Origin of the sequence: Streptomyces sp. NPDC093598 (assembly GCF_044764825.1) — a bacterium.
In the GTDB taxonomy this organism is placed as follows: Bacteria; Actinomycetota; Actinomycetes; order Streptomycetales; family Streptomycetaceae; genus Streptomyces.
Window position 1 is genome coordinate 258,627 of record NZ_JBIWIV010000004.1, and the last position, 11,763, is coordinate 270,389.

At 71.5% G+C, this 11,763-nt stretch carries 10 protein-coding genes and 1 pseudogene; 5 read left to right on the forward strand and 6 right to left on the reverse strand.

Annotated features, from left to right (window positions below; translation table 11 throughout):
• Positions 1-262 precede the first annotated feature (262 nt).
• Complete coding sequence (locus ACIRDU_RS16410) at positions 263-976, forward strand: class I SAM-dependent DNA methyltransferase (RefSeq protein ID WP_403579622.1); 714 nt, start codon at positions 263-265, stop codon at positions 974-976.
• A gap of 176 nt (positions 977-1,152) precedes the next feature.
• On the opposite strand, the gene ACIRDU_RS16415 is transcribed toward ACIRDU_RS16410, so the two are convergent.
• From ACIRDU_RS16415 to ACIRDU_RS16430, 4 genes are read right to left on the reverse strand one after another with little or no spacing between them, the layout of a single operon-like run.
• Positions 1,153-2,343, reverse strand: coding sequence for a hypothetical protein (locus ACIRDU_RS16415; RefSeq protein WP_403579625.1), 1,191 nt, complete (start codon positions 2,341-2,343; stop codon positions 1,153-1,155).
• Positions 2,344-2,390: 47 nt separating this feature from the next.
• Positions 2,391-3,329: an N-acetylneuraminate synthase family protein gene (locus ACIRDU_RS16420; RefSeq protein ID WP_403579628.1), complete on the reverse strand. Its 939-nt coding sequence runs from the start codon at positions 3,327-3,329 to the stop codon at positions 2,391-2,393.
• Positions 3,330-3,342: 13 nt separating this feature from the next.
• On the reverse strand, positions 3,343-4,608 hold the full coding sequence (locus tag ACIRDU_RS16425) for a cytidylyltransferase domain-containing protein (protein ID WP_403579630.1): 1,266 nt from the start codon (positions 4,606-4,608) through the stop codon (positions 3,343-3,345).
• A 35-nt stretch (positions 4,609-4,643) separates the two neighbouring features.
• Positions 4,644-6,014, reverse strand: coding sequence for a DUF6716 putative glycosyltransferase (locus ACIRDU_RS16430; protein ID WP_403579633.1), 1,371 nt, complete (start codon positions 6,012-6,014; stop codon positions 4,644-4,646).
• A gap of 198 nt (positions 6,015-6,212) precedes the next feature.
• On the opposite strand from ACIRDU_RS16430, the gene ACIRDU_RS16435 reads away from it, so the two are divergent.
• The 4 genes from ACIRDU_RS16435 to ACIRDU_RS16450 all read left to right on the forward strand — a co-directional run bounded on the left by ACIRDU_RS16435 (position 6,213) and on the right by ACIRDU_RS16450 (position 10,843).
• Positions 6,213-7,199 carry a glycosyltransferase family 2 protein gene (locus ACIRDU_RS16435; RefSeq protein WP_403579636.1) on the forward strand — a complete coding sequence of 329 codons (987 nt, stop codon included), beginning with the start codon at positions 6,213-6,215 and terminating at the stop codon, positions 7,197-7,199.
• The gene (locus ACIRDU_RS16440) at positions 7,199-8,530 is read left to right on the forward strand and encodes an alpha-2,8-polysialyltransferase family protein (RefSeq protein ID WP_403579639.1); all 1,332 of its coding nucleotides are present in this window, start codon (positions 7,199-7,201) and stop codon (positions 8,528-8,530) included. The genes ACIRDU_RS16435 and ACIRDU_RS16440 overlap by 1 nt, the downstream gene beginning before the upstream one ends.
• Before the next feature lie 174 nt (positions 8,531-8,704).
• Positions 8,705-9,859, forward strand: coding sequence for an acyltransferase family protein (locus ACIRDU_RS16445; RefSeq protein WP_403579642.1), 1,155 nt, complete (start codon positions 8,705-8,707; stop codon positions 9,857-9,859).
• Between the two features lie 63 nt (positions 9,860-9,922).
• Positions 9,923-10,843 carry a class I SAM-dependent methyltransferase gene (locus tag ACIRDU_RS16450; protein WP_403579645.1) on the forward strand — a complete coding sequence of 307 codons (921 nt, stop codon included), beginning with the start codon at positions 9,923-9,925 and terminating at the stop codon, positions 10,841-10,843.
• Positions 10,844-10,863: 20 nt separating this feature from the next.
• Here ACIRDU_RS16450 and ACIRDU_RS16455 read toward each other — a convergent pair.
• Positions 10,864-11,028 (reverse strand): annotated as a pseudogene (locus tag ACIRDU_RS16455) (TetR/AcrR family transcriptional regulator C-terminal domain-containing protein); the annotation flags it as partial.
• A gap of 74 nt (positions 11,029-11,102) precedes the next feature.
• Entirely contained in the window at positions 11,103-11,750 is a 648-nt protein-coding gene (gene leuE, locus ACIRDU_RS16460; protein WP_403579647.1) for a leucine efflux protein LeuE, read from the reverse strand.
• Positions 11,751-11,763: the final 13 nt, after the last annotated feature.

Below are 11,763 nucleotides of genomic sequence, written 5' to 3' on the forward strand. Positions count from 1 at the left end.
GTCGACTGACCCTCGATCAACAAAACTTCAACCCGATAGGGGAAGAAAATATGACCGCCGGACGCATAGCTATCAAGTGAGATGGGTAAGCTCGCCTGCCTTTTGGGCCTGAGCGGCGTCACCCATCCCCCGGAGTGTGACTTCGACCACATCAACGTCACGACTCCGGTATCCATCCATCCTCTCCACGGATACCACGCCCTGCGCGGCGAACACGGGCTTGTTCATCTGCCGGACGCGCGTCCCCGCTAGTGTGCGCCTCGTGCGCGCCCCCGAGTTCTTACAGTCCACGCAGGCCTCGTACGACGCGATCGCCGAGGCCTACGCCGCCGAGCACCCCGACAGCCTGGCCGGGAGACCGCTGGAGCGGGCGCTGCTCACGGCCTTCGTGGACCTGGTCCGGGCCTCCGAGGGGTCCGCGCGGCCCCCGGTCGCGGACATCGGCAGCGGACCCGGGTACGTCACGGCGCGGCTGCACGAGGCCGGGCTGCCGGTGTTCGGGGTCGACGCATCGCCCCGCATGGTGGCCCTGGCCCGCCGGGCCCACCCGGATCTGCGCTTCCACGTCGGTTCGATGACGGCCCTGGACCTGCCGGACGAGACGCTCGGCGGCATCGTCGCGCTCTACTCGATCATCCATGTGCCGGACGACCATCTGCCCGCGGTCTGCGCCGGTTTCCGCCGCGTCCTGCTGCCGGGCGCGCCCGTACTGCTCGGCTTCCAGTCCGGTGACGAGAACGGGCACCAGCGCCTGACCGAGCGCTTCGGGCAGAAGATCTCGCTCGACTACTACTGGCGCACCCCGGACACCGTCGCCGGGCACCTCACGCGAGCGGGCCTGGAACTCCACGCCCGCGTCCTGCGCGAGCCCGGGCCCGGGGAGCAGCGGCCGCGTGCGTTCCTCCTGGCGCGCCGCCCGTCCGCGCACCAGGCGCCCGCGGCTGCGGTGCGGGGCACCGGCGCCGGTCCCGGCTGACCGGCCAGGCGCAACGCGGCCCACGCGCGTCCGGCTCCGCAGCCGCACGTGCTCCCGCCGACCTGCGGTCCCCGGCGCGATCAGCCCCACGGCACCCGTCCCGCCCGCACCGCCGATGGGGTCCGCGGGCAGGCCCCTCAGCGACGAAACGCACCGCCCGGTCCGCCGGAGTCGTCTCAGCCCGCGGCGATCGCCCCCGCCGCCCCCGGCGTCGCGGTCGGGCCCGTCAGGCCTGCCGGGCCCGGTGGGCCTGTGAAGCTCGCCGTGTCTGCCGATTCCGTGGGGTCGACCGGCTTCGGCGTGTCCGGCGAGGCCGTCGGAGACAGCCGGTGGACGTCCCGGGCCGTGCCCGTCACGCCCGACAGGAAGCCCTGGGCTCGTGGGGAGGCGTTCTCGGTCAGCCAGGCGGGGTCGATGTCGCAGACCGCGACGCGGACCTCCGTGCCGGACAGGGCGAGGGGGAGGGTGTGGACGACGGTGGAGGGGAAGCTGAGGATCGTCCGGCCGATGGGGCCGCGGCGGGCGATCAGTTCGAGGGGGAGTTCGGGGCGGACGATCTCCAGGCCCGTCTCGACCGCGAGGCGGTGGAGCTTGTCCGTGCTCTCGCGGCGGTGGGCGAAGTAGCGCGTGGCGCCGTGGGCCTCGGCCAGGGCGCGGACGGCCTCCAGGTAGCGGCCGTCGTCCACCACCCCGGTCTCCACCAGGGACGTGCCGACCATGTCGGCGCCCTTGGTGATGCGGGGCGGGCCGAAGCGGGACCGGGTCCAGGCGAAGGTGTTGGCGCCCACCGTCACGCCCGCCGGGGTCTCCTCCATCGGCATGGAGGAGAAGATCTGGACGCGGCGGCTGTCGCCGGGGGTCAGGCGGCGGCGGGCCGAGGAGGACACCGGCGCGAAGAGCACGTCCCGCGGGCCCGGGCGGCCGCCCTTGCGGTGCCAGCGCACCAGCCGCTCGCCCCGGGCCAGCTGCCCGACGAACTCCATCGTCGCCGTGCCGTCGTCGACGACGACCAGGTCACGGGCGCGGGTGATCGTCAGCAGCAGCTGGACGTAGCGGGAGAAGGGGTCCCCCAGCACGACCCGGCGTGCCCTGCGGAGCAGGCCGGTCAGGCCGCCGATGGTCTGGAAGGGCGCCAGGGGCCCGCCGCGCGCTTCCTCCCAGCGGACCTGGTGCCCCTCGTCGCGGGCCAGGTCGGACATCCGCCGCAACTGGCCGCGCGTCATCGGGTCGACGGGTGACAGCACCACGAGGGTGAGCCCCACGCCGGGCGCATGCGCGTGCGCCCACTCCAGCACGTTCAGCAGCTGTACCGGGCTCTCGACGAAGGCGAGAGTGTGGGGGCCGGCATTCCCGGCGCGGGGGCTCATCGACGTACGACCGTCCCGTCGTAAGGGGGGTTGTGGGGGTGGTGCGCTCAGACGCCGACCGGCTCGCCCGCCGCGTCGGCGATCTCCGCCTCGGCGACCACACCGGCGACGCGGCGCAGCTTCTTCATCGGGCCCAGCTCGGACTCGTAGACCTTCTTGACGCCGTCACCGAGGGAGGCCTCGATGGTGCGGATGTCGCGGACGAGGCGCGTGAGGCCCTGCGGCTCCACGGAGGCAGCCTGGTCCGAGCCCCACATGGCGCGGTCGAGGGTGATGTGGCGCTCGACGAACGTGGCGCCCAGGGCGACCGCGGCGAGGGTGGTCTGGAGGCCGGTCTCGTGGCCGGAGTAGCCGATCGGGACGTTCGGGAACTCCTTCTCCAGCGTGTTGATCACGCGCAGGTTGAGCTCCTCGGCCTTCGCCGGGTAGGTCGACGTGGCGTGGCACATCAGGATGTTGTCGGAGCCGAGGACCTCGACCGCGTGGCGGATCTGCTTCGGCGTCGACATGCCGGTGGAGAGAATCACCGCGCGGCCGGTGGCGCGCAGGGCGCGCAGCAGCTCGTCGTCCGTGAGGGAGGCGGAGGCCACCTTGTGGGCGGGGACGTCGAACTTCTCCAGGAAGGCGACGGCCTCGGTGTCCCACGGGGAGGCGAACCAGTCGATGTTCTTCGACTTGCAGTAGTCGTCGATCGCGCGGTACTCGTCCTCACCGAACTCCACGCGGTGGCGGTAGTCGATGTAGGTCATCCGGCCCCAGGGCGTGTCGCGCTCGATGTCCCACTGGTCGCGCGGGGTGCAGATCTCGGGGGTGCGCTTCTGGAACTTGACGGCGTCGCAGCCGGCCTCGGCGGCCGCGTCGATCAGCTTGAAGGCGTTCTCGAGCTCGCCGTTGTGGTTGATGCCGATCTCACCGCAGACGTAGACCGGACGGCCCGGGCCGACCTCGCGCGAACCGAACTGGCGGATACGGGAGTTGGTGCTCATGGCAGAGATGTCCTTACTTGGTGAGGGAATCGAGAGAGGGGCCGAGGATCCAGCTGGCGATCTCTCGGATCGCGCCGTCGCCACCGGGGACGGTGGTGACCGCGCGTGCGGCGCCGCGCACGACGTCGTGGGCGCTCGCGACCGCCACGGGCCAGCCCACGAGGGCGAAGCACGGGAGGTCATTGACGTCGTTGCCGACGTAGAGCACGCGCTCCGGCGCGATGCCCTGCTCCTCGCACCACTGCTTCAGCGCGAGGTCCTTGCGGTCGATGCCGTGCAGCACCGGGAGCTTGAGCTTCCGGGCCCGGGCGGCGACCACAGGGTTCTGTTCCGTGGACAGGATCAGCATCTTCAGGCCGCTCCTGCGGAGGGCCGCGATGCCGAGTCCGTCCCCGCGGTGCACGGAGACGAACTCCCGTCCGTCGGAGTCGACGAGCACCCGGTCGTCGGTCTGGGTGCCGTCGAAGTCGAGGACGACCGCGTCGATGTCGTCGGCGGTCGGGAGGGCGCCGGGGCGGTCCGCGTCGAAGAGCGGCGCGAGGGCCCGGGCGCGGGCGAGGTCGTGCGGGTCGTCGATCTCCAGCACGCGGGCGGGGTCGGTGCGGACCAGCTCGGTGCGGCCGAAGAAGCGGTGCTGGTGCTTGCGGAAGCCGGAGGCTTCCATGGCGTAGGCGGCGCCGGTCTCCAGCAGGTCCTGGGGGCGGTCCTGGCGGCGGGGCCGGAAGGACTTGTCGTGGTTGACGCCGTAGCCGCCGCCGACCGCGGCGTCGGACTCCGCGACGGAGCCTGCCCGGACCTCGTCCTCGGCGTCCCGCCAGATGAACCCGTGGAAGGGCGCCACGGTCACCGCGGTGTCGGCGCCGTTCTCGGCGATCGCGCCCGCCACCCCGTCGATGTCCTCGCGGACGATGAACGGGCTGGTGCACTGCACGAGCAGGACGACGTCCACCGTCGCCCCGTGCAGGGCCTCGTGGGCGTCCATGGCGTGCAGGACGGCCGCCTCGGAGGTGGCCGTGTCACCGGCGATGGCGGCGGGCCGCAGCACGACCTCGGCGCCGGCCTCACGGGCGGCGGCCGCGATGGCCTGGTCGTCGGTGGAGACCACGACGTCCGTCACCAGCCGGGCGGCCCGGCACTCGCGCACCGCCCGCGCCACCAGCGGGACGCCGCCGACGGGAAGGAGGTTCTTCGCGGGCACGCCCTTGGAGCCGCCGCGCGCGGGGATCACCGCGAGCACGCGGCGCACCGAGGCGCCTTTGCCCGCTTCCGGGTGGGACATGGGGTCTACTCCTTGGGCAGGGGTCTCGGGGCGGCTCACAGCTCGCCCATCCGCCGGATGACGGGCGCCACGCGCTGCACGCCGTGCCGGTAGGCGCCGCGCGCCGCCCGGCGCACGATCTGCCGGACCGGTCCGGGCTCCTTGTCGGCGGCGGGCGCGCCGGGCAGCGGGGTGCCGTCCGGGCCGAGGTGGTGGCGGGCGAGGATCCCGGGCAGATAGCCGGGCGCGGTGACGGGGGTGTAGTACGGGGTCAGCGGGGGCAGGCCGCCGGGCCGGCCGAGGAGTTTCGCGATGCGTTCGCGGGCCGCGTCGAAGGCCGAGTCGTAGCTGCCGTCCGCGGCGACGCCCTGCCGGGCGACCCACTCCTCGTCGGGTACCGGCCGGTGCCCGGCGTCGAGCTGGTCCCAGGAGGCGAGGCAGCCGGAGCCCACGAAGTGGTGGTTGCCGAGCGACTCGCGGATGCCGAGGTCGGTCAGCACGACCGTGGGGACACGGCGGTGCAGCGACTCCAGGGCGGCTGTGGAACTGACCGTCACCAGCAGGTCGGTGCGGTCCAGGACCTCACCCATGTTCCCGTACACCAGACGGAAGTTGGCGGGCGGATCGAGGCGCTGAACCAGCTTCTGGTACGGCAGTTCCTCGATGTGGGTGGTGTGTTCGCCCGGCTTGGAGCGCAGCTTCAGCAGCACCTCGCGCTCGGGGTGCCTGCGGGCGTGCTGCACCAGCCGGTTCAGCAGGTACGTACGGTCCTTGCGGTTCTCCGGGACGGAGGGCTGGGCGGCGAAGACGACCGTGTAGGGCCTGCGCCCTTGCTGCGCAGAGGGGTCGTGTTCACCTTCGTACGGCGCACCGCCGAGGAACGGCAGGGCCACCTCGGTCACCGCGGAGGCGTCGGCGCCCACTCCCTCGTAGACGGCCCGGAAACGGTCCGCGTCCTGGCGGGAGTTGGCGAGGACCAGGTCCGCGCCGTGCCGCAGCAGCAGGCCGTCGGCGAGCTTCTCGTAGACGACTCCGACATAGCCGGTGACGACGACGGGCCGCTCGGGGCGGTTCTCCCACACGCGCCCCAGGCCGTGCAGCATCGCCTGCACACCGCCGCCGACCAGGGAGAGGACCAGGACGTCGTAGGACCCCTCGGCCATGGCGCGCAGGAACTCGACGGCGGTGACCTCCCGCAGCGAGTCGGCGCGCACGCCCACTTCCTCCAGCTGGCGCGGAGTGGGCGTCGCGCGGCCGCGCAGGAGGAATCCGTCGACGAGGGGGCCGACTTGCGCGCCCTCGCGCGGTGCGGTTTCCATGGACGGTCCCGGGGCGATGCGGGCCGCGGTCAGCGCACCCCATTTCCATCGGGTGTCGGAGTCCGCCAGGACCGCGATTCGCGGGCGCTTCGGTGTACTTACTGGCACGAGGAAGACGCTAGGAAGCGAATCCTAGGTATGGCGGAACCGCGACTCAACGAAAAGTTAACAACAGCCCACCGAGAGCCGAACTGGCCTGCCGGGAAGCGGGAAGTACACGGGGTGCACCGTTCTGACACATGGAGTTCACCCGGTGTACCTTCATCGGAAAGTTCCGCTGCCGGGCCGCCTCCTAACGTTTTGCGGGTGCCTAAGCTTTCCGTGATCGTGCCGTTCTACAACGTGCAGCAATATGCCCCGGACACCCTCAGAAGCCTTCGGTTGAACGCCGACCGCGATTTCGAGTTCATCCTGGTCGACGACCATTCGAAGGACGGAACTCCGGCCATTCTCGAACGAGCGGCCGAGGACCTTTCGGATGTCGCCCAGGTGCGGTACATCCGCCACGAGCAGAACGGTGGGCTCGCCACCGCCCGCAACACCGGCCTGGACGCGGCGCAGGGCGAGTACCTGACGTTCCTGGACGGCGACGACTGGCTGGCCCCCGGCTACCTCGCCGAACTGGTGTCCGCCATGGACGACCTGGGGTGCGACTTCGTGCGCACCGACCATGTGCAGGCCACCGCGCGCGCCCGTTCCGTACACCGGGTCCCGGTCGGGCGCCGCTGGGAGGCGTTCGACCCGCGGGAGGCGATCCTCCCCGCCCACCGCTCCACCTCCGTCGACTACGCCTACGCCTGGGCCGGCGCCTACCACCGCCGCCTCGTCGACAAGGGCGTGCTCCACTTCACCGACGGGCTGCGCACGGCCGAGGACCGGCCGTGGATCTGGAAACTGCACCGTGAGGCGGAGTCGTTCGCCGTGGTGAGCCTGCTGGGCGTGTTCTACCGGCGCGGGGTCGCCTCGTCCCTGACGCAGATCGGTGACGTCCGTCAGCTCGACTTCATCCGGGCCTTCGACCAGGTGATCGAGGAGACGGCCGCGGACCGCGACGCCGACCGGCTGCTGCCCAAGGCGGTACGCACCTACTGCGCGATCATCGCCCACCACCTCTCCAACGAAGACAGGTTCGAACCGGCCGTGGCCAGGCAGCTGCGGTCGATGAGCGCGGCGGCCATCAAGCGCATGCCGCAGGACGCACTCGCCGACGCACTGGAGGCCATGGACATGGACCGCTCGTCCAAGCTGCGGCGGCTGCGGCGCCGGGTGACCACGACGGGAGCGGCCGCCTGATGCCCGGGACCACTCAGATCTTCTGCGCCTCGACGCTGTACGGCGTCGCCACCCTGGCCGCCGCGATCGACTCCGACCTCTTCGAGGAGCCGGACCGCCGGGTGCTGCTGGTGTTCAACAACTCCGCGACCCCGGAGACCACGCCGGCCCTCGACGAGATGCCGGGCTTCGCGCCGCTGCGCGAGCACTTCGACGAGGTGCTGTCCTGGAACGAGGCCATCCGCCCCTTCCACCCCGGGGCCTGGACGCCGCGCGCCGACGACATCCCCCTCTTCGAGCGCTATCTGCGGCTGCTGTGGGGCCTCGGCGACGACCGGGTGAGCCTGGTGCTGGAGTCCATCCAGGTGGCACCCGCGCTCACGGTGGCCCAGCTGTTCACCGACGCCCCCGTCGACGTCTACGCCGACGGACTGATGAGCTACGGCCCCACGCGCAACAAGCTCGACCCGCTGGTCGGCACGCGCGTACGGCGGCTGCTGCACCTCGATCTGGTGCCGGGACTCACCCCGATGCTGCTGACCGAGTTCGACGTGCCGGCGCACCTGGTGCCCTCACCCGCGTTCCTGAAGGTGCTCGGCGAGGTCACCGAGACCGTGCCCGAACTGCCGGACCTGCCGGGCGACTCGGCGCTGCTGCTCGGCCAGTACCTGTCGGCGCTGAACATCCTCTCCCCCGAGGAGGAGGAGGACCTGCACGTGCGGATGATGCGGGGCGCCGTCGCCCGCGGCCACCGCACGGTCGTCTTCAAGCCCCATCCGACCGCCCCGGCCCGTTACAGCCGCGCCCTGGAGACCGAGGCCGAGCAGCTCGGCGTGGACCTCACGGTCCTGGACACGCCGGTGCTCGCCGAGGTGCTGTTCGACCGGGCCCGGCCCGCCCTGGTCGTCGGCTGCTTCTCCACCGCCCTGTTCACCGCCTCCGCGTTCTACGACCTGCCGGTCGCCCGCATCGGTACCGAGCTGCTGCTGGAGCGCCTGACGCCCTACCAGAACAGCAACCGGATCCCCACCACCCTGGCGGACGCGCTGCTGCCGGACCTGGAGAGCGGCAAGGCCGGTGACGTGCTGCCGGGCGAGCGGCTGCCCGCTCTCGTCACGGCCGTCGGGTTCACCATGCAGCCGCAGATCTACCCGGATCTGCGCCCGCAGGCCGAGCAGTTCCTCGCCCGGCATCTCGGCCCGCGCACCCGGCGCTACTTCAAGAAGCGCCGGCTCACCGCGCTCGGCCTGCCCGGCGGTATTCCGCAGCGGCTGGCGTTCCTGCCGCGCAACTCCACGGCACGCCGGGTGGTCCGGCGGGCCCGGGCGCTGCGCAAGGCGGTACGCCGCTGAGCCGCTTGCGCTCGGCGGCCCGCCCCGGGCGACATCCAGATGAACCCATGGAGACCGTCAGGAGAAGCCTGTCGCCGTCGAACGAAATTCCGTCAACTCTCGTCCTAGGGTGACAGGCGCCCGCCCACAGGCGGCCCAGGCAAAGGACATACGAGCCACACAGAGGTTTCCAGCGTGACCGAGACGGTCGTCAGCACCCGCAAGCCCCGGCCCGGCGTCGCCGTGCTGGTCGAACCACCGGGCGCCACGACCGTCCCACGGCGCAGAAAGGATTCCGGCGGCCGGCTGCGCGCCCTCGACGGACTGCGGCTGGTGGCCGCGCTGATGGTGGCGCTGTACCACTACGGCGGGCGCGGCGGTGAGGTCGCCCAGGCCTGGGGCACCTCGCCCAAGGACCAGTTCCCCACCCTGCACTCGCTGTTCGCCTACGGCTGCCTCGGCGTCCAGGTCTTCTTCGTGATCAGCGGGTTCGTGATCTGCATGAGCGGCTGGGGCCGTCCCCTGAAGTCGTTCTTCGCCTCCCGCGCCTCCCGGCTGCTGCCCGCCTACTGGGTGGCGGTGCTCATCGTCACGGCGGTGTTCGCGCTGCCGATGGTGGCCTACAAGGCCGTCTCGCCCAGTGACGCCCTGGTCAACCTGACCATGCTTCAGATGCCGCTCGGCGTGGACCGGGTGCTCGGCGTGTGCTGGACCCTGTGGGCGGAGGTCCGCTTCTACGCGCTGTTCGCCCTGTGCGTCGTGCTGCCCGGAGCGAACCGCCGCAGGGTGATCATGTTCTGCGCGGGCTGGATGCTGGCGGCAGTGATCGCCGAGAACGCGAACATGCCGCTGCTCGACATCGTGCTGATGCCCGAGTACGCGCCCTTCTTCATCGGCGGTGTCGGCCTCTACCTCGTGCACCGCGACCGGCGGGACGTCTACGGGTGGGGCATCGTGGCCGTCAGCTGGCTGATCGGCCAGCACTACGCGGTGCAGGCGCTGTGGCACGCCCCCGACCCGGAGGCCTTCTCCTACCGCTCCGCGTTCGGGATCATCGCCGTCGTGACGTTCGGCTTCGTGGCGGTCGCCGCGATCGCGCTGGGCCTGCTCAACCGGGTGAACTGGCGGTGGCTGACGGTCGCGGGCGCGCTGACCTACCCCTTCTACCTGGTCCACGAGCATCTCGGCTGGGTGGTGATCCACGCCCTGCACCGGGGTCTGGGGCTGGCGTCCGGGGTGACCTTCGCGCTGACGGTGGCGTCAATGCTGCTGCTGGCGTGGTTGCTGAACAAATATGTGGAGAAGCCGCTGACGCCCCGGCTGCGGGCGGCGCTGGCGAAGGCCCGCTGACCTGTTCACGAGACGTTCAACCGGGCGTCGGTTCGGGGAACGCTCAGAGAGAAGGCTCGCCTCATGACCAACGCACAAGCGACCGACAAGCACCCCGGCGAACTGGCGGACGTCCCGGGCTGGTTCCCACCGCTGGACCAGATGCTGTTCACCTGGTTCCTCGACCAGCAGAAGAAGGCCGGCATAAAGGGCGACCTGCTGGAGCTCGGCGTCTACATGGGCAAGAGCGCGATCCTCCTCGGCCACCACCTCCAGGACGGTGAGCGGTTCACGGTCTGCGACCTGTTCGAGGGCGACGCCCCGGACGGGGCCAACCAGGCGGAGGCGGCCAAGTCGTACGCCTCGCTGACCCAGCAGGCGTTCGAGCGGAACTACCTCTCCTTCCACGACACCCTGCCGACGGTGATCACCGGCCCCAGTTCCCTGGTGTCCGGGAGGGTGGCCGCCGACACCTGCCGCTTCATCCACATCGACGCCTCGCACCTGTACGAGCACGTGTACGGCGACATCGGCGCGGCCCACGACATCCTGCTGCCCGAGGGCGTCGTGGTCCTCGACGACTTCCGTTCCGAGCACACCCCGGGTGTCTCGGTCGCCGCCTGGGAGGCCGTCCTCAACCGCGGTCTGCGCCCGATCTGCCTCAGCACGCAGAAGCTGTACGCCACCTGGGGCGACCCCGAGCCGCTCCAGGAGGAACTGCTGCAGATGCTGCGGCAGCGTTCGGACGTCGGGCTGAGCGTGCAGGAGGCGGCGGGGCACCGGCTGATCCGGGCCCGTTCCCGGGGCATGAAGCCGCCGTCCTTCCCGCCCTCACGGCACTACGTGGAGCCCGTCGCGGCAGCGGCCCCCGCCCCCGAGGTCAGCGAGGCGCGTGCGGCGCGCCCGGCCCGGCCCGCCCCGTCCCGGGCCCGCCGGCTCGCCAAGGACCTGCTGCCGCCCGTGGTCACCCGGGCCGTGCGGCGGGCCCGCGCGAAACGGTCCTGACGCGCCGGACCGCGTGATGAGACCCCGTAGCGCGCCCCGGTCCCCCCGATCACGAGGGCGAGTCCCTCCTCGAAGTGCCGGTCGTAGTCCTCGAAGATCTCCGCGCCCGTCTGAGCCGACAAGGGAAAGCCGGCCATCAGGCGGGCGCGTTCGTCCATGTCGTAGCCCTCGCGGCGCTCGCCCGGACAACGCCGCAGATGCGCGTACCAGGCCCCGCGTCTGCGACCTGATCCAAACGACAGGCCCCAGCGCTCGTGCGTCACGAACTCGTCAGCGACAGCTTCACCGCGAACCCCAGGAACAGGGCACCCGCCGCCGAGGTCGCCCCCGCCGACAGGCCCCTGCGGCGGCGGAACGCGGCGGCCAGCCGGGTGCCGCCGCATATCAGCGCGCTGAGGTAGAGCACGCTGGCGAACTGGGCGAGGGCGCCGAGGACGACGAACGACAGGGCGGGATAGGCGTACTGCGGATCCACGAACTGCACGAAGAAGGCGACGAAGAACAGGATCGCCTTGGGGTTGAACAGGCTGACGACGAAGGCACGGCGGAAGGGCCGCTCCTCGGCGGGCGCGGAAGCCTCACCACCGTCGGTCCGCTCCCCCCGCGTCCGCCACATGGCCCACGCGGCCCGCAGCATGCCGACGGCCAGCCACGTCAGATATCCGGCCCCCGCGTACTTCACCACGGCGAACAGCACGGCGTTCGCCTGGAGCAGCGAGGCGACCCCGGCCGCGGACAGCGTCATCAGCACCGTGTCCCCGCACCAGACCCCGGCAGCCGCGGTGTACCCGGCACGCACGCCGCGGCGGGCGGCCACCGACAGCACGTACAGCGAGTTGGGACCGGGCAGCAGAACGATCAGGACGAGGCCCGCCAGGTAGGTGGGCAGGTCGATGACACCGAACATGCGAAGGAGTGTC

Bases quoted from the DNA above. Each gene is read 5' to 3' on its own strand.
- ACIRDU_RS16415 (WP_403579625.1), bottom strand. From the start codon at position 2,343: ATGAGCCCCCGCGCCGGGAATGCCGGCCCCCACACTCTCGCCTTCGTC.
- ACIRDU_RS16420 (WP_403579628.1), bottom strand. From the start codon at position 3,329: ATGAGCACCAACTCCCGTATCCGCCAGTTCGGTTCGCGCGAGGTCGGC.
- ACIRDU_RS16425 (WP_403579630.1), bottom strand. From the start codon at position 4,608: ATGTCCCACCCGGAAGCGGGCAAAGGCGCCTCGGTGCGCCGCGTGCTC.
- ACIRDU_RS16440 (WP_403579639.1), top strand. From the start codon at position 7,199: ATGCCCGGGACCACTCAGATCTTCTGCGCCTCGACGCTGTACGGCGTC.
- ACIRDU_RS16450 (WP_403579645.1), top strand. From the start codon at position 9,923: ATGACCAACGCACAAGCGACCGACAAGCACCCCGGCGAACTGGCGGAC.
- leuE (WP_403579647.1), bottom strand. From the start codon at position 11,750: ATGTTCGGTGTCATCGACCTGCCCACCTACCTGGCGGGCCTCGTCCTG.